The sequence below is a fragment of the Pseudomonas sp. FDAARGOS_380 genome (assembly GCF_002591235.1).
Classification (GTDB): domain Bacteria; phylum Pseudomonadota; class Gammaproteobacteria; order Pseudomonadales; family Pseudomonadaceae; genus Aquipseudomonas; species Aquipseudomonas salmasensis.
Map to the genome: position 1 here is coordinate 805,627 of NZ_CP023969.1, position 17,859 is coordinate 823,485.

The 17,859-nt window shown below is 50.4% G+C and carries 18 protein-coding genes and 2 pseudogenes; 16 read left to right on the forward strand and 4 right to left on the reverse strand.

Going from position 1 to position 17,859, the window contains the following annotated elements:
• Window positions 1–103: 103 nt before the first annotated feature.
• The 12 genes and pseudogenes from CRN80_RS03890 to CRN80_RS03940 form a co-directional block, all read left to right on the forward strand.
• Window positions 104–598: pseudogene (locus CRN80_RS03890) on the forward strand (PilL N-terminal domain-containing protein); the annotation flags it as partial.
• 86 nt (window positions 599–684) lie between these two features.
• A complete protein-coding gene (locus tag CRN80_RS03895; RefSeq protein ID WP_256588670.1) occupies window positions 685–1,407 on the forward strand; it encodes an ATPase, T2SS/T4P/T4SS family in 723 nt (240 codons plus the stop codon).
• Window positions 1,397–2,713 carry a shufflon system plasmid conjugative transfer pilus tip adhesin PilV gene (gene pilV / locus CRN80_RS03900; RefSeq protein ID WP_098949601.1) on the forward strand — a complete coding sequence of 439 codons (1,317 nt, stop codon included), beginning with the start codon at window positions 1,397–1,399 and terminating at the stop codon, window positions 2,711–2,713. The genes CRN80_RS03895 and pilV overlap by 11 nt, the downstream gene beginning before the upstream one ends.
• Entirely contained in the window at window positions 2,646–3,083 is a 438-nt protein-coding gene (locus CRN80_RS30405) for a hypothetical protein (protein WP_124356003.1), read from the forward strand. Before pilV ends, CRN80_RS30405 begins: the two co-directional genes overlap by 68 nt.
• Window positions 3,084–3,140: 57 nt before the next feature.
• Window positions 3,141–3,581, forward strand: coding sequence for a type IV pilus biogenesis protein PilM (pilM, locus tag CRN80_RS03905; RefSeq protein ID WP_019818097.1), 441 nt, complete (start codon window positions 3,141–3,143; stop codon window positions 3,579–3,581).
• 931 nt (window positions 3,582–4,512) lie between these two features.
• Complete coding sequence (locus CRN80_RS03910; RefSeq protein ID WP_073451708.1) at window positions 4,513–4,812, forward strand: hypothetical protein; 300 nt, start codon at window positions 4,513–4,515, stop codon at window positions 4,810–4,812.
• Window positions 4,813–5,116: 304 nt separating this feature from the next.
• Entirely contained in the window at window positions 5,117–5,368 is a 252-nt protein-coding gene (locus tag CRN80_RS03915) for a hypothetical protein (RefSeq protein WP_008437363.1), read from the forward strand.
• A 95-nt stretch (window positions 5,369–5,463) separates the two neighbouring features.
• Window positions 5,464–6,000: an STY4534 family ICE replication protein gene (locus tag CRN80_RS03920; RefSeq protein WP_019818099.1), complete on the forward strand. Its 537-nt coding sequence runs from the start codon at window positions 5,464–5,466 to the stop codon at window positions 5,998–6,000.
• 108 nt (window positions 6,001–6,108) lie between these two features.
• Window positions 6,109–6,606 (forward strand): hypothetical protein, encoded by a 498-nt coding sequence (locus CRN80_RS32045; protein WP_019818100.1) that lies wholly within the window; start codon window positions 6,109–6,111, stop codon window positions 6,604–6,606.
• 74 nt (window positions 6,607–6,680) lie between these two features.
• Window positions 6,681–7,016, forward strand: coding sequence for a hypothetical protein (locus CRN80_RS03930; protein WP_019818101.1), 336 nt, complete (start codon window positions 6,681–6,683; stop codon window positions 7,014–7,016).
• Between the two features lie 77 nt (window positions 7,017–7,093).
• The gene (locus CRN80_RS03935; RefSeq protein WP_019818102.1) at window positions 7,094–7,699 is read left to right on the forward strand and encodes a DUF3275 family protein; all 606 of its coding nucleotides are present in this window, start codon (window positions 7,094–7,096) and stop codon (window positions 7,697–7,699) included.
• 83 nt (window positions 7,700–7,782) lie between these two features.
• Window positions 7,783–8,007, forward strand: coding sequence for a hypothetical protein (locus CRN80_RS03940; protein WP_019818103.1), 225 nt, complete (start codon window positions 7,783–7,785; stop codon window positions 8,005–8,007).
• A 485-nt stretch (window positions 8,008–8,492) separates the two neighbouring features.
• Here the strand turns inward: CRN80_RS03940 and CRN80_RS03945 are convergent, their stop codons facing one another.
• On the reverse strand, window positions 8,493–9,227 hold the full coding sequence (locus CRN80_RS03945; RefSeq protein WP_032873293.1) for an NADPH-dependent F420 reductase: 735 nt from the start codon (window positions 9,225–9,227) through the stop codon (window positions 8,493–8,495).
• 854 nt (window positions 9,228–10,081) lie between these two features.
• Here CRN80_RS03945 and CRN80_RS03950 point away from each other — a divergent pair.
• The 4 genes and pseudogenes from CRN80_RS03950 to CRN80_RS03965 all read left to right on the forward strand — a co-directional run bounded on the left by CRN80_RS03950 (window position 10,082) and on the right by CRN80_RS03965 (window position 14,397).
• A pseudogene (locus tag CRN80_RS03950) lies at window positions 10,082–10,988 on the forward strand (cation diffusion facilitator family transporter).
• 486 nt (window positions 10,989–11,474) lie between these two features.
• Window positions 11,475–12,149: a heavy metal response regulator transcription factor gene (locus CRN80_RS03955; RefSeq protein WP_019818106.1), complete on the forward strand. Its 675-nt coding sequence runs from the start codon at window positions 11,475–11,477 to the stop codon at window positions 12,147–12,149.
• Window positions 12,146–13,561, forward strand: a complete 1,416-nt coding sequence (locus tag CRN80_RS03960; RefSeq protein ID WP_019818107.1) for a heavy metal sensor histidine kinase — start codon at window positions 12,146–12,148, stop codon at window positions 13,559–13,561. Before CRN80_RS03955 ends, CRN80_RS03960 begins: the two co-directional genes overlap by 4 nt.
• Before the next feature lie 605 nt (window positions 13,562–14,166).
• Window positions 14,167–14,397 carry a hypothetical protein gene (locus tag CRN80_RS03965; RefSeq protein ID WP_019818108.1) on the forward strand — a complete coding sequence of 77 codons (231 nt, stop codon included), beginning with the start codon at window positions 14,167–14,169 and terminating at the stop codon, window positions 14,395–14,397.
• A 187-nt stretch (window positions 14,398–14,584) separates the two neighbouring features.
• Here CRN80_RS03965 and CRN80_RS03970 read toward each other — a convergent pair whose 3' ends face one another.
• The 3 genes from CRN80_RS03970 to CRN80_RS03980 are packed head-to-tail and all read right to left on the reverse strand — an operon-like array spanning window position 14,585 to window position 17,386.
• Window positions 14,585–16,024 carry a glycosyltransferase family 39 protein gene (locus tag CRN80_RS03970; protein WP_019818109.1) on the reverse strand — a complete coding sequence of 480 codons (1,440 nt, stop codon included), beginning with the start codon at window positions 16,022–16,024 and terminating at the stop codon, window positions 14,585–14,587.
• Window positions 16,018–17,001, reverse strand: coding sequence for a glycosyltransferase family 2 protein (locus tag CRN80_RS03975; protein ID WP_024073373.1), 984 nt, complete (start codon window positions 16,999–17,001; stop codon window positions 16,018–16,020). The genes CRN80_RS03970 and CRN80_RS03975 overlap by 7 nt, the downstream gene beginning before the upstream one ends.
• Window positions 16,967–17,386, reverse strand: coding sequence for a GtrA family protein (locus tag CRN80_RS03980; protein WP_024073372.1), 420 nt, complete (start codon window positions 17,384–17,386; stop codon window positions 16,967–16,969). The genes CRN80_RS03975 and CRN80_RS03980 overlap by 35 nt, the downstream gene beginning before the upstream one ends.
• Window positions 17,387–17,859: the final 473 nt, after the last annotated feature.

Consider the following 17,859-nt stretch of genomic DNA (forward strand, 5'->3'; position numbering starts at 1 on the left):
GTATAGCCTATAAATACCTATAGACGTAGTTTTCTATTTCCTACTGCGCAGCTGGTACCAGCCTGTCACCGTTCCCCTATCATTACAGGGGGCCTCTCGGCACATGATCAGGCACGTCACCACGCTCTCGCTTCTAGCGTTAATCGCCAGTTGCACGACCCAAACGGCGCAGACACCCAAGCCCGCTTTCGACAGCAGTCGCAATCCGGACATGTTGACGCCAGACCTCTATCCTGGCGGCGCCGTTCCTGAAAAAGAACCAGTAGTGCGCTATGGCCGCTACACCCTCGTCAGCACGCTGCCAGATTCTGGCCAACGTGACCTGATGGCTCAGATTATCGACATCAGCATTCCAGCCAACATGCACCCAAATGTGCATGAGGCCATGCAGTACGTGGTGGACCGTTCAGGTTATACGCTTTGCTCGGCAGACTCTGGCCACGTCAACATCCTTTACACCCGACCACTCCCAGCAGCCCAATATAAACTTGGCCCTATGACCCTGCGTAACACCCTGCAGGTGCTCGCAGGTCCGGCCTGGCAGGTGAAGGTCGACGAGGTCAACCGTCAGGTGTGCTACGTCCTGCGCCCTGGCTACGGGCGCAGTGCGAGGAAAAGCACAAGGCAACCCAGGATCCAGAGTTCGCCCTAATTGAAGATGGCGTCGTCCTTCGTGTAACCCAGTTGCTGGATTTGAATGGCAAGCCTGTGTTTGTCGTAAGCAAATCCTCAGTCCAGATCCGTCCATTGGACATGCTGGGTCTGCCCGACTATCTGCAGGACGCGCTGATGAGCGACACGGTACGCGGCCTGATATTTATTTGTGGGGAAATGGGCACAGGGAAAACCTCAAGTGCTGCATCACTGGTGAAAGCACGTCTCGAGGCCTGGGGAGGCATTTGTGTGGCTGTAGAGGATCCTCCAGAACCATTTTTGAATGGCAGGCATGGGAGTGGGCGCTGCATTCAAGTTCCGGTCTCTCGCCGGATGGGGGGATACGAGGAAGCTTTGATCCTAGCGCTGCGCACAAGAGCCGATTTCCTGTTCGTGGGAGAAATTCGCGACAGCTCGACAGCAGCACAAGTAATTCAAGCCTCGATCAATGGCCATCTCATTATCAGCACAGGTCATGCCGGCAGCGTTACTCAAGGCATTGAACGTATATCAGCCCTGGCTCAGCCGTTACTCAATAACGCCCGAGAGCTGCTCTCCAAGGGGTTGGTGGCTGTTCTTCACCAGTCCTTATCAAGTGGCAACGAAGGAAGTCGTCGATTAACCCTGCAGAGCCTGCTTTTCACAGGCGATGACGGACCGGGCATCCGAGAGAAAGTCCATGCAGGAAAGATCACGATGCTCGATCACGACATCGCTCACCAATCATCAAGGAGTCTCTGGAATGACCAGTAGGATCAAGCAGCGGGGGTTCTTGAGCTTGGACATGGCGATCGGATTGGCCGTTTTCTCCGTTGTCGTCACTTTGGCGATCGCATGGCAAATCAAGCAGATGGATTCTCAGGACTATCGAATTGCGGCTGATCAACAGAGAACCATTTCAGAGGCATTGGCCAAATATCTGAAGGATAACTACAGCGTGGTGCTGGCCAACGCGGCAGCAACCGTACCGGTGCAAATAACCGTTCCGATGCTCGTCAACACCAACTACCTTCCTGCAGGTTATAGCCCCACTAACGCCTTTGGGCAGACCATTGTCGGCCTCGCCCGGAAACCCAACGCCAATCAACTGGAAGTGATTGTGGTTACTACAGGTGGGCAGACGATTCCTGAAATGGGTATTCGAACCATCGCTGAAAATCTCGGAGGACCTGGTGGGTTCATCTCTTCTGCCAATCCGAACATCGTCCAGGGCGTGCGGGGTGGATGGCAGGTAGCACTAAGTAACTATGCTATAGCTCCTGGCCCAGGACATACAGCTAGCGCACTTTTTCTTATGGATGGAGCGTTGGCTAATGACTATCTATATCGAAACGCAGTGCCCAATCATCCAGAATTCAACACGATGAATACTGATATCACGATGGGCAACCACAATATTAACAACGCAGGAAGTATCACAGCGCCAGGCAACATAACAGCTAACGCCGACATTACAGCTCGAAACGTTATCGCCACAGCCAATGTTAATGCCGCTACTGCAACCATTACCGGTGATACCAGCACAGGTGGTTGGTTCAGAACACGTGGTGACACAGGCTGGTACAGCGAAAAATGGGGAGGCGGGATTTATCAAAATAGCCCCAACTGGGTCCAAGTTTATAACGACAAAAACTTTTCAACCGGAGGTGAACTATGGGGTGGAAAGATAACCTCGACGGGCAAGATAACGGCCTATGATCGCATTCAGACAAATGAATATTTGTCCCTGGGAGGCATAGCTACCGAGGGGCAACAGTGCAGTGACCGAACCCTTCTTGCAAAAAGCGCCGCGGGAATAACGTTGTCCTGCGAACAAGGCTTATGGAAAAGACCAGGTGGGTGGGAATTCCAGCTGATCCAGGGCACCTGCCAGGCGCCTGCCAGAGGAAGTGTGACCTGCTCCCTTGGCGACACTACATGGAAGTCATGCTCTTTAACTGGCGCTTTTGGCATCGGGGATAGTGAGACTGGGTACATCTTCAGAAATGCAAGTGGATGGTTTCTCTCCACATCTCGACTTTCCTGGCCAGGTCTTTTCTATTGGAGCTGCTTCAAATAAAGCATCCATTTATAAAATTTCAAAAACGTTTTATAGTATGTTTATGGGGATTATTGCAGTGCAGACGCTTGAGAATAACGTTGAGTATAGTGCTGGAGAATTACAGACCTGGCTAAGCACCCGAAGCAGGATATGCTCAACTGTGCTATGGCGTCGCGCACTAGAAGAAAAAGAGGCATTCGAGGTCGGCGAGTTCACTTACAAGTTACAACCAACGGCCTCTGGTCGTTATTTAGTAAAAAAGATCGCCACTATGGAATTAATCAATCCACAACGCAAACCAATGAGCATCAAGCGAGCCGCAAAGTGGACTGTCATTGCGCTTGGCCTAGTAGGAATTTGCTTAACATTGATTATCCTCACGAAATAGTTTTGTTATTGACGCGTAGGTGGTAACAACCACCATTTTGTGGATGGAGCTCATATCATGACAATGCAATGGCTCGTTTTGATGATTGTGCTCATTGCCTCCAGCATTTTCATGGAGAACCAACATCAGGACCAACGTACATCCGACTACGCTACCCTCGACTCACTGGGTCGCGGCTTTCTGGTGTACCGATCTGCCGCTACCGAATATGCCCAGGCCAACCCGGGCTTCAGCGGAGTACCGAGCGATTCTGCGCTCAACCTACCTGGGTGGTTTGTGAAACCTGTGGGCGTAGGTTCTTACATCTCATCAGGAACGGCCTATACTTATTTTGATGGGGTTGCACCGTCAGGCTTGCCTTCTGTGCTGGTAGACCTGACAAAGACAACTACCGTTGGTTTAAAGCGTTCAGGAATGCTGATTTCACAGATAACTGGGGCGACCGGTATAGCAATTCCGTCCCCTGTTCCCGAAGGTGCGGTCGTCGCAGTCAATTAGTCTGAGTCGACCGACTTTGAAAGGCGCCGGGTTGCATAAGCTCCGGCCTATCAACATAATGATCACAACAACGTTTCCACCCCGTTGGCTACTGGCGGTCATCAGTAGCGCCCGGTGATGCGGCTTGCCTCATCACCAACCCCAAAGCACGCATAGCTCCGGGAAGGGCGTGCGGACCTGGTTCAGAGCTCTCCCTGTGTCTCCCTGTTCAAGCCAGACACGCAGCCGTCTAACTCGTGAATTGCGAGTTCAAAGGCACATAGGGCTCTGTTGAGGTTCGAAGCACCGTAGTCTAAGGGCCACACTGGTGTTGTGGCCCACACTTTTTAAAGCTCACACAATAGGTAGCCTGATCATCTTGCAAAGGATGATCAGGCTACCTATTGGTAGCTGCTTTTCCTTGCCGGTGGCCCGCCGGCGAAACGCAGGGCTCCCTTTGTGCGCGGATGCGTGCCTTATGCTAGCTGGCCTCAGCCACGATAATCGGCCAGGTGTTGGAAGTAAGACGTTCAGATCACAGCCCAGGGATCAACAACGCCTTCATCCCGCACAGGTGGTATTTTTTTCTGAAAGACGCTACTTACTACATCCGAGAGTGACTGTTGACCCAGCTACTCTCGGTAGCTTCTCCTGTCGACCTGAACCTTCTTTGCCCTCCGCGAAATATCCCTCTCCGCTTGACACATCACCATCCCCCCTTCGATGATATGGACGTGCTTTGCTGACGTCGTCAGCATCATGCCCAGGCAGTCAGGATCTTGAAGACTGCGACACGATGTTCGTGTCAGATCCGCCCAAGACCGCTGAGCTTCTGGTAGCGCGGTCGGTCGACAATCGTCGATGGAAGCACCTTATGCAACTCACCTCGCGGGGAATCACTTCCCCAACGGGGTCAGTGGGTTCTCCGCATTCAACCTGCAGGAGAATCACCATGTCCAAACTTGCTTATGGCTTCGGTTTCGCGCTTGGCACCATCACGCGACAGTTTCTGCGTGCGGTAAAGAAAACCAGCGCTGCGCCCACAGCTATCCATACCAAAGCAGCTCCGTTGCTTCCACCGCCCTGCGTACCTGAGCGTCTCGTACGTGAGATGGATCATGTACCGGCAATAACTCGTAAAGGTGTCGACCTGAACCTTTGGTACGCGGCTAACACTCGAGTGGTCGAAAAGCCAGCTCGGAAACCGCGTAAGAAGCCAGCTGCACGCTCGTTGGTGCCAGCAACTTGCTAAGTCTGCGTCCTTCGCCTCTGTAGGGAGCCTTCCCAAAGGGAAGGTTTCCTCAGAGTTTTCACGGTAGGGGCTTGACAAGCGACAATCGTATTTCCATGATCTGCACATGTATCGCTGACGTCGTCAGCAACATGCCCAAGTAGTCTGGATCCGCAAGACTACGATGCGGTTTTCTGCATTGATCCACTCCCAAGATCGCCATAGCTTCCGGTAGCGCGATCAGTCGACTTAGTCGATGGAAGCACCTTTCCCACCCATGACGGGCCTACCCCGTCAGGGCAGGCCTCTCACTTTTGGAGGTCTGATGAAAACTGAACTGGCTCTCTACCAGGCGTTGATTTCGATTAACGTCCCGGAACAGAAGGCAAATGCTGTTATTGAAGCTTTGGAGACCGACATGCTTTCACGTTTGGCTACCAAGGCAGATTTAACTGCTCTTGCTGCAGAGTTCAAATCTGAGATTTCACAGCTTGAAGTCAAGCTCACCATTCGCATGGGCGTCATGTTGTCTGCAGCTGTCGGTGTAATGATTGCTGCAATGAAGCTGATGCATTAAACAACCTTAAGCTCCACCCACCCTCGCGGGGAATACTTTCCCCCTAGGGCGAAGTGTTTCTCCGCTTTCTGTTATTTCGAAACTGGAGAATCACCATGAGCACTAATCAATCCAACGAAGCAAAATTCTTCGACCTTCACACCACTGGTATCGGTTATCTCAACCGTATCCGTGAAGTGAAACCTCGCGGCAAAGGTAAGCCATTCATGGCAGTTACCGTTGCGGCTCTGCGCGGCTCGATGGATGATGCCGAGTATTCCTATATCGACTGCAACGTGGTCGGCGCTGAAGCTGAAAAGCTGATTCGTCGCAGCCAAGCAGCCGTTGAAGCCGGAAAGAAGGTCCTTGTGAGCTTCCGCATCGGTGATATCTGGACCGACGCATTTACCTACGAGAAAGGCGATAAAAAAGGTCAACCTGGAGCAAGCCTCAAGGGACGCCTGTTGTTTATCGGCTGGATCAAGGTGGATGGCCAAACCGTCTATGAAGCAAAGCCTCGTGAAGTAGAACCAGTTGTTGAAGACGGCGAAGCGGAACCTGAAGCACAGCTCGCAAGCGAAGAAGCATCCGAGCCAGTAGCAGAGGAACAATCCAAGCCAACGCCCGCTAAACAGCAGCGTACGGCATCTTGATTCACTTTGTTGAAAGGCACCCTTCGGGTGCCTTCATTATTATCAAAGTCCGCAGGGAACACCTCCCTTCCGGGCACGGTGATTCTCGTCCGTTGGAGACTCACCTTTATGAACACGTTATTTACGCAATCTCTCGATATACGCGTTGCTTATGCAAAAGCGGAAATCTATGGCGACGAGATTACCCAATATGAGGCTGAGATCGAGGCTCATATTCTGGGTGCCGACGCGTACCGCGCCGGCCAGCCGATCGTACCCGAGCTGTTCAAAACCGTTCCTGCGCTCAGTCGAGCTTGGGGCGAAGGAGTGAACGCGGCCATTAATGGTGGCGGTTGGTCACGCTTTACTGAAGAAGACCAGCAGCAGCTAATAACACCGGAACCATACATTGTGTCGGATTTTGCATACGGGAAACTTGCATTCGCCGAGTGCGGTATCGAGTACCCCCTCCAAATACTGAAGAGCGCTGCGGGCTATTACATTGGTACCGCTGATGAGTTTGAACCGGTATCAAGGGAGTCCGAAGAATACTACCGCAGCGAATATGCCGCGAAACAAGCTTTTGACCTCAACCTCTGGACACAACGCCACGTGTGCTGGTCCTGACATAACCAAAACATACCTAACCGGGAAACCACTTCCCGGACGGGCCGGGTGGTTTCTCACACCTGGAGATAAACATGCAAAGCACCACTAACCTCGTGTCGTCTGACCTGCTCAAGCTCCCGGTCGTTTTAACACCCCGGGCCTGGCAGGAAGCGGTGCATATTGAAAACCCTCAGGATGCAAGTGTTGTCAGTGAGCGACTGGGCGAAGTTGTCCTGGAGGCCTACCGAGAACTGCACTTGCAACCTGACAGCACACAGATCCATTTCGGCCTCTATCGTTTATTGCCTGCCGGCAATAGCACTGATCGAGTCTGGCTGGACCTAAAACTTGACCGTATAGAATCACCGCCAGGCGTTTTCTATCTGTACATCTCACTCAAGGAAGAAACTCATACTTCTTGCCCGTAATCCTTCGACAATCACAGCACTGCCCAAAGCCCGACACCTGTCGGGCTTTTTTCATTCGTAGCAGTGTGGAGCTGCCCATGATCAACATCCCCGGCCAACTGGCCATCCGTACCATCAGCGGCCGTAATGGCGAATTCAACGTCGGACGGCTTTCGACCTCTATCGGTGAGTTCGTGATCAAAGACGCACTCCTCGATCAGTACGATGAAGGCAAATACCGAGGCGACTTTCTGATAACGGAGATCCGTCCTTCGTATTACTCCACAGCAGGCCGCCTGATCGTTGAGATCCGTGCAAGGCTGGAAAGCATGAGCCTCGACGACGTCGACAATCTGACACCAGAAGACGCCGCCAGGCTCTCGCCAAACGAGCCTGACCCTATGGATGAAGAGTCTTCTTCCAACCTCTCCAAGCCTGTGCAGCGTAATAATCCGCCCGCCCTACCGGCCACCAATAAACAGGTATCAAAAGAGGATGCCCCGTTCGGGATGACCCCGACCGGCGCAACCAACGACCTCGAGGCAGATGCCGAGTTGTTCGGCACAATCTGGCCTCTAAGCTATACAGTCAGGCTGGACACAACTGTTGATCGTCAGCAACTACGCCAACAGTGCAGTCGGCTCTCGGAGCTCGGCTATTTACACAACTTCAAACTGCAGGTATGGAATATCTCCAATACCTAACGATGCCGGCGATACGCCAAGCCAATCGGCACATTCATGAGAGGCTCCCTCCTGGGCGCTCCTCGACTCAACAGGAGCAGCACATGAATCTAATCTTCAATAACCTGACCCAACAAATCCTTGAAAACATCGAAGATCAGCTCGCCAATAACGAGGTATCGACGAATGAGGAGCTTTGGGACTTCTTCGTAGAGGAGCTCGAAATGACGGCAGAACAAGCCGATGGCGCCGTTGCCCTTCGCCCCAAATACCTGGGGCAAATCTTTCTCACTGGGCACAGCCCACTATTTCAAAACGAGACGGTCTAGTTTGGCGCGGGGAGTCAGATCGATCTGGAGGGCATCACCATCAGGCTTTGTGTTAACGACAGAAAAGCCCTCCCAAAAAGGAAGAAAAGTATAATATCGCACATAAGAACGCCGGTTTGTTAGATGTGTTTGCTCGCACGAACATCATCAATCAAATCGGCGTTCTTGTTTCTGTGTTGCCCGGAATTCCTTGAAGGTAAGCGTCCGGTAAACACGCCTTCCTGACGCCAACGCCTTAATAGTTGAGATCGGTAGTAGACCACGCCGCACGCTTGCGACGCTTTAGCTGGCGCTGAGATTGAGCGGATGCTTGAACAACGTGACGTGGCCTAGGCCGCGATACAGGACAGGTTAGGAAATTCGCGGCCTCATCCAGACGCTGAGTTAGGCACGCGTCTGCAGTGCCCTGTTTACGTAAAGAGATGAGTTTAGCGACTAGATCAATTAGGCGAAATTCTAGCAAAGAATCCCGCCTAATCCGGTAGTCAGGCCGTCCTAGCGCGATTTGTGGCAACAATTTGCTCATCTGTAAACTGACTGCCGGGAACCATAAATTTTGCGATAAGTGCGTCTCGGTTTTGAGGTGCCCGTACCTTGTCTGCCGCCTCCAGCGCCATCTTCAGCTCCGGCAATGTTAGCTCGGTGCAGTAGGCTGGTGTTCCTGGTTGCTGACGCCACGAATCTTCAAGGCTACCAGCGGCAAGCGCGATAAAGCCCGTATCCTCAACGAGATCCTGCGCGACGGCCTCTGCATGAGTGTCATCCCCTGCTACATGTAAGCCAATGCGTGTCGAAGATCCAGTTGGTTGCCGATTGTCGGCAAGAGTCGCTGCAAGGACGGCGTTCCAAGCCTTAATGACCGGGCGGCTAAACTGCTCGCTTACCCAAACGTTCACGGGCTTGCCGTCGTCAACTTCTATGATTGCCCCGTCGCGTCCCGGATAGTAATTGGACGTGTCAATGACAACGACTTTCTCGGGGACATTCTTTAACGTCTGTTTGAGATCTGGATATTTTGGGAAGGGTATCGAGAGGATCACAACGCCTACCTCGGACACTGCCTCTTCCTTGGTCACAGCGTGTGCGCCGATTTCACTGACCAGGTTTTGAAGGCTTTCGGGGCCTTTCGAATTTGCCAGCTTAACTTCATGGCCGCACGCGACGAGCTTGCGGGCAAGGGTAGCCCCAATATTGCCGGCGCCGCTAACTCCGATTTTCACTTCAATAACCTCCTCACCCACAACCAATATTCAAGTTGCTACCTGGCTAGGTGTGCGAATGAATCAAGCGTGTCGCAAAGCCGCTGCGATCTGGGGTGAGCACGCATGTCGCTTGACTCAGGTAAATACGACTCTTCAAGAATGAAAGGTTACGCTGTCGGTAATCGGCACACGATGCCAGCGTCTAGCGGCATCCAAATTACCGCCATTCGCCCCTTTTGGGTCGGTAGCGACGACCACTTTCGACAATCGGTGTTAATGGTTAAGCCTCAGTCCGTTCCGCATCTCAACGGTGTCATCGACCTAACCCCTCACATCGAACGGCACTCTCGAGCTCCGTATCGCCGAGCATCATTTCAAAACCCGCGGTTTCTTCCTTACGAGATAGTTCAGTGATTAAGGAATCAGAATTTGCGATGAAAATATTGACCGCGGCCGGCGTTAAAAAACTAGGTAATTATGTTACTCAGCAGCGTTGCGAGGAGTTTGAGGTAATTTCGTGTCTGTGCTTAGCGACACCGCTACGTAGCGTAAATTTTTAGCTAGCCGTATTATTTTTGACGACGGATAACGAGATAGCTACAGCAGAATTACAATTCTGACACAATCCCAGCGGAACCTTCTTTTTTTGAGCCGTGTCAAAGTAGGCTGTTGACTAGCACCGTATCGCCGGCTAGAGGAGACGCAGGTCTGCAAAAAATCGCATACCAACAACATACTTTCATCCTAAACTACAATTAGTTTAAATGAGTTTTATTAGCCGTTCTGAAAGGTAGGATCCATATTTGTGTTTTTGTTTGTAGCGATGAGAATCTAGATTGAAGCCAACCACTACATTAGGCAAGGAGAAGCATGTGGGATCCAATCACGCTCATGGCGGTGCCGCTCTACGTGAAGGACACCAGAAAAAACTACTCATGGCGCTTGCCCTGACTGGTATTTTTATGATTGCGGAGGTTATCGGAGCATGCGTTACCGGCAGCCTAGCCCTGCTGTCTGATGCATCACATATGCTCACAGATACTGCTGCTCTGGCAATTTCACTGATTGCTCTCCAAATAGCCAAGCGGCCAGCGGACCAGAAACGGACTTTTGGATATGCTCGCATAGAGATCCTAGCCTCAACGTTCAATGCCTTATTACTCTTTATGGTCGCTGCCTACATTTTGTACGAGGCGTATCAGCGCTTGCTAGTACCGTCGGAGATTGCTACCGGTGAGATGATGTGGATCGCAATTGGGGGTCTTTTTGTGAACCTGATATCGATGCGTCTGCTCTCCTCTGCCAGCAGTGAAAGTCTGAATCTCAAGGGAGCCTATCTTGAAGTCTGGAGCGACATGCTTGGTTCATTGGGCGTGATCATAGCGGCACTTGTCATCCGATTTACAGGTTGGAGCTGGGTCGATACGATTGTCGCCGTAGCAATCGGTATATGGGTGTTTCCACGTACTTGGCAGTTGTTGCGCGAAAGCTTGGGGGGTACTTATGGAAGGGGTACCCGACAATCTCAATATTGCGGAAATAGAGTCCCTGATACTTGGAGTAGATGGGGTCATGGAGGTCCATGATCTGCATGTTTGGGCTCTAAGTAGTGGCCGCAATATCCTGACGTCGCACGTAGTCGTGCGAGATTCATTAAATCGAGATGTTATTCTCGCATCAGTCATTGACGCGGTGAGTAAATCGTTCGAAATTCATCACTGCACGATTCAAATGGAGCAAGCAGCCTTTCATGATAATGCTCCGAAGCCTTCACACTAGTCGTTTTTTTGATGACGCTAATTGTTGTATTTGCAGGCAGAAGCCCTAAGAAAAATCGACTTAAGATGCGTTCCCCAAGACTATACGCGCTTTTAAATATGCATTACTGCCACCTCTAAATTTAACGACTAATCGAGTTGAGCGGCGGCCAATATTAAAGGAGCCTTCAGGCAGATTCGCCTGCTACGCGCACTGAAGGCATCCGCCAGCTTTGGCCTTAAAAACCTTACCATTGACAGATTCTCGATTATTCCAAACAATCAATTTATCATAACTATCAATAATATTGCGCAAAAATTACAAATTTGCAAAGCTTACGCGCATTTAGCCAATTCGCGCTAGGATCAGTTATTATTGAGTTAATGTAATGCGCATGAAAATAAATAATGAAATTAAACACCAAGCACACAGCAGTACTACCAATCAGCGTATAACCACACTGGCGGCCGATTGGACTATTATTTTACTCACATCCTGAGATAAGTTATGCGCGTTCTAGTTGTGGAAGACGAAACCAAAAACGTAGAATACCTTCAGCAGGGCCTTTCTGAAAGCGGGTACATCGTAAATATAGCAAACAATGGTGTTGATGCCGCTCACTTATTCAATACTAATATTTATTCGTTTCTGCTTCTCGATGTGAACCTCCCTGACATCAATGGCTTGGACCTTTTGGAAGTCATTAGAGAAACCAGCCGGGTCCGCGTCATTATGCTGACTGCCTGGGGACGAACCAACGACAAGCTCAAGGGTTTGGACGGTGGCGCAGATGACTACCTCGTCAAGCCCTTCGAGTTTCCCGAGCTGCTTGCTCGCATGCGCTCGCTGCAAAGACGTGGCGACGAGCTTTTTGAGAAAAACGCGCTGAGAATTTCGGATGTAGAGCTCGACTCTGTGCGCCATCGGGTGTTCCGTGGATCTACACGCATAGACCTCAACACCAAGAAATTTGCTCTCCTGCACCTTCTCATTAGTCGAGCTGGCAAAGCACTTACACGCTCTCAGAGCATCTGGCTGATATGGGACATGAACTTTGACTGCGATAATAACGTTATTGACGTCTCTATCCGGCGATTACGCTCGAAGATCGATGATCCATTTGAGACCAAGCTCATACATAAACTTCGAGGCATAGGGTACGTTCTGGAGGAGCGCGCATGAGGCCGTTCAGTCTGGCTGTGAAGCTGGGATTCAAAGTCGGTTTGATGAGCGCAGCGCTGCTCCTCCTTTTCGCCACCTTTGGGTATGTGATGGTGAGCCAAGCTCTCGAGAGAAACTCCCGAATGGACCTCGAAGTGAAAATGGCGGGTATGACTCACAACCTATCCGCTATCACTAGTATCGCTGATGTCAATCCAGACGCGCACCAGCTAGTTGACTTGGTCATGGGGCACAATAATCTGTACGTCAGCATCTTTGAGTCAGGACAAACGCAAACTCCACTGCTCTCAATAGGTTCGAAGGCAGTCAACCTGGAAGTGCACAAGTTCAAGCCAACCGAGCAGGTTAAACAGCACGAGTGGCGTGACTCCACGGGTCGCCCGCTACTTAGCGCTTCGCGAGTAATGAATCTAGGCGATGGAACCGAAGTTAGTGTGTTCATGACCATGGACCAGTCAGCCAACCAAGCCCTGCTCGATGCATTGCTAACCTGGGCGCTGATGGTCTCGCCTCTTATTCTCTTGCTGATCTTGGCCATTGGATGGTGGACTGTGCGCAGAGGACTACTGCCTCTGACCAAGTTCTTGAGGATTGCCTCGAAAATTTCCACCGAGAGCCTTGATCATCGCCTACCAACGAAGGGGATGCCGGCAGAACTGAAGAAGCTCGGCGATGGAATCAATATCATGCTGATGCGTCTAGATGATGGGGTTCAGCAGCTATCGCAGTTCTCGGACGATCTTGCTCACGAACTGCGTGCACCTTTGTCCAATCTCATGGGTAAGGCTCAGGTTGCGCTGACCCGGGAAAGGTCTCTTCCTGAGTACCGAGAAGTCTTGGAGTCGTGCACGGAAGAGTTGGACCGCATGAGTCGAATGGTTTCCGACATGCTATTTCTAGCCCAGGTCAGCCACCCCGCGTCAATGGTAGAATTCGAAAATGTCTGTTTGCTCGACGAAATTCAGCGGGTCTGCGACCTCTTCAGCATTACGGCCGAAGAAGGCGAAATACAACTCCAGCTCACAGGAAATGGCGTGGTGCGTGGCAATCAGATAATGATTCAACGAGCCATCTCGAACCTTGTCTCGAACGCGATTCGCTACTGCCCAAGAGGCCGGACGGTTTACGTGAAAGTTCAACGCGGTGCTAACGGAACTACCTTGAGTGTTGGTAACCCGGGGCGCGGAATCGCCAAGGAACACCAGGTGCATTTGTTCGAGCGGTTCTACCGTGTAGACAAAAGCCGAGCACGAAATGAAGGTGGTACGGGTCTGGGCCTAGCTATAGTACAGTCAATTATGGGATTGCATCAGGGTTCTGCGAGCGTAGAAGTGACTGATCAGAATTTTACCTGGTTTCACCTCAACTTTCCCGACACCCAAATGAAGCAAACGCAAATGGGCGCAGCCTAGGTCCCGTATATGGAGGGGGCCGATTTTAGAAGAGCTCTCTTTTTTACTTGAAAGCTTTAATGCCTGAGGGCTGCCGTATTGTTTTGGTCTTTAGCTCGACGTCTAGAGGGGAAGGCAGCCCTACCCGAAAATATGGCGAGCAGCCACATATAACGCGACCTTATCGGCACGCCCCCCCCCCCCCCGCCTTAAACTCTTTCACGCCCCTCTGAGTGAACCACAGACGGAGTCAAAAAAATTCGACAGCCAGTTTGACTAACCGCCAACGGCGCCGCATTTGAGATGCCAGCTAATCTAGCCGTTAGCTTCGATGCGTAAACAAAAATATCCAATCGCTGCTACACAGTCTTTAGATCGTTTATGGCTAGCTTCCACTAGTGGCAAAAAATCCAAAAACATCAATGGCTTAGATATCACATTAAAGGTTATGAAAGAAAAATAGCCTGCTTCGGAGCTTTCACAAACACAAAATTTATACCGTTTCACCAAACGCATAAATTACGAAATTGTAATGATTCCCTCACCCTGCTGTTAGCTTCAAAATCCTAAACTATCAAACCACAAAGGCTGCTAGTTAAGCAGACCTAGTAAACATCGAGGGCACAATGAAATTCATAAAACTCCTCTCTATTGGTATCGTACTGACTGGATTTATGAGTTCCGCTTTTGCTGAAGACGGTTTCGAGCGAACCAAAAATTTCAAAGATAACTTCCGAGCCGAGCAAGCTCGTCTATGGGGTCCTGATGTATCGGAGAAAAGTAAGCAGAAAATTGCTCAAGAAAAACAGAAAGAACCTAAGGGCATTAGCAGCAAGTCGACAACTAAGAGACAGTAAAAAACAATTAACACGATCAAAGCCATCGACAAAAAGCCAGATTAATATCTGGCTTTTTAGCAACCTCTCCCTAATTGTACTTATTAAATAATTTTTCAGCATCAAAGATAAATCCTGAGATGGATTATTCACTTTAAACTGAAAAGCAGCTAGAAATTTAAATACTCTCTTCGCCGGGCTCTTACTTTCAACGGGAGCCAGTAGCACTATCTCCTAGAATATTTTCACCATCCTGTGCAGTGTCCTTCCAGCGGCATAGAAGCAGTTGGCTCGCGTTCGTTTCAGTGATTATTTTGCAACCAACGTCTACAGGTAGATCAGAATCGCTGTCGCGCAAACGCCTGGAAAGGTAGAACGATCTGTCGCGAGGCCACTTGTCAGGATCTTTGATGCTTTTGGACATTCCCCGGCTATAAAACTCCGACGAATACGAGCGGCGGCCAGGATAAATCAGGGGGCCCGATTGAGACGACTGCACATCCAGCCAGGCCTGCACTAAATCTCGCTGGTTCTGAGGACGATCCTCAAGCACACCGTTATAGATAATACCGGCGCCCGCGACTGGCAGCATCAGAGCGCTCGCTGCAGCAGCCCAAGCAGTCTTTCTGCCCACTTCGCTGATACATTCGGCAAGGAGTAGCGTCCATGCAGGCAGAGCAGGAAGAAGATAGGTCCAGAGAATGTTACCAGAGAAAGTAAAGAAAACAGGTGTCGCCAATGCCCAAAGCCAAAGGTATACATCGAAGCGCTGCATCGTCCCACGCCTGCTAATAACGAGGGGTAGAAAGAAAGTCCAAGGAAGCAACGCTAAGCCAAGCTGAATCCATATGGTGCCGTAGGGCTTGGCGTGAGCACTCCCGTAGAGATCCCCGGCCCAATCACTTACAACATATCGGCTCCAGTGCTCGCCGACAAAAAAATACTCAAGGAAACCCGGCGTCTTCATTTCGGCTGCAATGTACCAAGGCACTGATATACCTAACATGAGAGCAATCCCCGTTACCCAAGGAAGCCTCAATACCCGATTCCATTGCTTGTAGATGACGATCCAAAAAAATGCTGGCGCGCCCATCAGTACCAAGGTCAGTGGCCCTTTAGCAAGCAGGCCCAAGCCGAGAGCTAAGAACATAAGGTAGGCATCCCCTTTGCCTGCGCACTTCATCCAACGCCAGAAACCATAGCTGGCCAACAGGATCGAGAACGATAAAACGGGGTCAGTCAGCACAACACCACTGGACACCAAGCCCAGCGCCGTGCCGGAAAAGATGATGGCTGCCCAAATGCCCGCCTTGCGCGATACCTCCTGTGTCGCGAGCCTGATGATGATGAAGCAGCTTGCCAAGTGGAGAAACCAGGCTGGGAATCGAGCAGCAAACTCATTGGTGCCGAATACCGTCATGCTCGCCGCTTGGGTCCAGAAAGACAGCGGTGGCTTGCCCCAAAATGGAACTCCGTAATCGAACATCGGAGTCACCCAGTCACTCAGTTCAACCATCTTGCGTGCCATTTCAGCGTAGCGTGCTTCAGAGGTATCCATCAGGGGATATACGCCCAGCCCCAGGAGACGCAAAAGCAGAATCGAACTCAGGATGAACCACAATGTTCGCTCGCTTTTCAAATTCAGCATTTCTTACCCTCGAGTGAGGAAGCCGGAGGATGAATAGTCATGGGTCGCGCTTCATTATTACTATTTAGAAAATAAAGGGGGCGGCGTTTGACCTCCGCGAGCGTTACGCCTACGTACTCGCCCACCAGTGCAACACCCACGCACATGAATGAAGCAATTCCGACAAGCAGGTGATGGATGTCAAAGGAGCCTGCTACCAGTACTGCGAGCAGGTAGCAGATGCTGGAGACAAAGAAACTGAAGCTAATGAGACTGAATATACGAAGCGGCTTGCGGGAGAAGCTGAGAATACTTTCGATGGCTAGGTCCAGCAGGCTAGCGGCGTTCCACTTGGTATTGCCGGCATGACGGGAAGTGCGATTGTAGGGTAACTCAATGGTGCGAAAGCCTACCCAGCCGATCAAACCCTTAAGAATTCTGGAGCGTTCGTCCAGCGCTCTTAAGGCGGCCAATGGAGCAGGACCAATCAGACGGAAGTCACTGACATCCACCGGAAGATCAACTTTCTCCACCAGGCGCTGCATGATCCAGTAATAGCTACGTGCACTCGTGCGTTTTAGCCAGGAGTCGCCAGTTCGCAAGTCGCGTTGCATGTTCACAACGTCGTAACCCATCTGCCAATGATATACCATACTCGAGATGAGTTCAGGTGGATCCTGAAGGTCGACATCAATGAAGATCAATGCGCTACCGCGTGCATGGTCGATCCCTGCACTTAACGCAGCCTCTTTTCCGAAGTTCCGACTTAGGAACAGGCATCGTACATTTGATCCATCTTGATAGTGTCGAAGTAGGTCTGCAGTTTGATCGCTACTACCATCGTCGACATAGAGAATCTCGCACGAAACAGGCAGGCGCTTTACAACTCTGGTGATGCGCTTGTGAAATTCCGGAATGGTTTGCTCTTCTTGAAAGCAAGGAACCACTATTGTTAACAAGGGGTCAGCGCGTTCGGAAAGCCGATGTGATGTCCGCATGATTGAATGTCCAGAAACGATGCGCAGTGAATCCGAGCGCAGTTAGGGTTAAAGTCACTAAAATCTGAGAGACAAGCGGTGAGAGATTGAATTTAATCAGAACCCACATACCTACACCATTACCGATATTAGTTGCCAACGAGACAAGTACAAACCTGATAGGTTGAAGCTTATAAATTCCCGTCGCCACGAAACTGAGCCTTCTATTACCAATATAGCTAATAATAGCGCCTATCACGCCTCCGCCAACGCTGGCTAACACTGGATCAGTAACTCCATTTACAATAAGCAGGAGAAATACAAAATAGTGCCCCCCGGTTGCTACGAATCCAATGCCTAGATAACGAATAAGCAAAGCTATGATCGACATGCTTGTATTTTCCATCTACAAAGACTAAACAACCCGAAGTGAAAAAAAAGTGAACTGCATGTAATTTCAGAACTAAATGATGCAGCACCTCGACAATAGCTGTGCCACCCAACAAACACCAAAAAACCCTAATAATAAACTGAACAAATAACTCTAGCATGATCCAGAGATTACAATTCTGATAAGAGCATATACATGATGGCACTTTAGATCTTGGACAATTAAGCACTTTCTCAAAACATGAAAACCAGTAACGACACCAATAATTACACCAATTAAGTATCAACTTACCAACCAGTGATCCATTTTCTCACGAGCGCCCATCAGTTTAAACAAGAAGCAACCTGCTAAACGTACGTGTCGTCGAGCTAAGCCCATATATTCAGTGTTTATTTTTGGTTGGGTAGCAAGCTAGTACGACCCAGAACTTGCTGCCACACCATCGACTTTCGTTTTTCGTTCAAAGCCTGAGGACTCACCTAAAGCAA

Coding starts and splice junctions, on each gene's coding strand:
- CRN80_RS03975 (WP_024073373.1), bottom strand. CDS start 17,001: ATGCGGACATCACATCGGCTTTCCGAACGCGCTGACCCCTTGTTAACA.
- CRN80_RS03955 (WP_019818106.1), top strand. CDS start 11,475: ATGCGCGTTCTAGTTGTGGAAGACGAAACCAAAAACGTAGAATACCTT.
- CRN80_RS03940 (WP_019818103.1), top strand. CDS start 7,783: ATGAATCTAATCTTCAATAACCTGACCCAACAAATCCTTGAAAACATC.
- CRN80_RS03960 (WP_019818107.1), top strand. CDS start 12,146: ATGAGGCCGTTCAGTCTGGCTGTGAAGCTGGGATTCAAAGTCGGTTTG.
- CRN80_RS03970 (WP_019818109.1), bottom strand. CDS start 16,024: ATGCTGAATTTGAAAAGCGAGCGAACATTGTGGTTCATCCTGAGTTCG.
- CRN80_RS03915 (WP_008437363.1), top strand. CDS start 5,117: ATGAAAACTGAACTGGCTCTCTACCAGGCGTTGATTTCGATTAACGTC.
- CRN80_RS03910 (WP_073451708.1), top strand. CDS start 4,513: ATGTCCAAACTTGCTTATGGCTTCGGTTTCGCGCTTGGCACCATCACG.
- pilM (WP_019818097.1), top strand. CDS start 3,141: ATGACAATGCAATGGCTCGTTTTGATGATTGTGCTCATTGCCTCCAGC.
- CRN80_RS03980 (WP_024073372.1), bottom strand. CDS start 17,386: ATGGAAAATACAAGCATGTCGATCATAGCTTTGCTTATTCGTTATCTA.
- CRN80_RS32045 (WP_019818100.1), top strand. CDS start 6,109: ATGAACACGTTATTTACGCAATCTCTCGATATACGCGTTGCTTATGCA.
- CRN80_RS03935 (WP_019818102.1), top strand. CDS start 7,094: ATGATCAACATCCCCGGCCAACTGGCCATCCGTACCATCAGCGGCCGT.
- CRN80_RS03920 (WP_019818099.1), top strand. CDS start 5,464: ATGAGCACTAATCAATCCAACGAAGCAAAATTCTTCGACCTTCACACC.
- CRN80_RS03930 (WP_019818101.1), top strand. CDS start 6,681: ATGCAAAGCACCACTAACCTCGTGTCGTCTGACCTGCTCAAGCTCCCG.
- CRN80_RS03965 (WP_019818108.1), top strand. CDS start 14,167: ATGAAATTCATAAAACTCCTCTCTATTGGTATCGTACTGACTGGATTT.
- pilV (WP_098949601.1), top strand. CDS start 1,397: ATGACCAGTAGGATCAAGCAGCGGGGGTTCTTGAGCTTGGACATGGCG.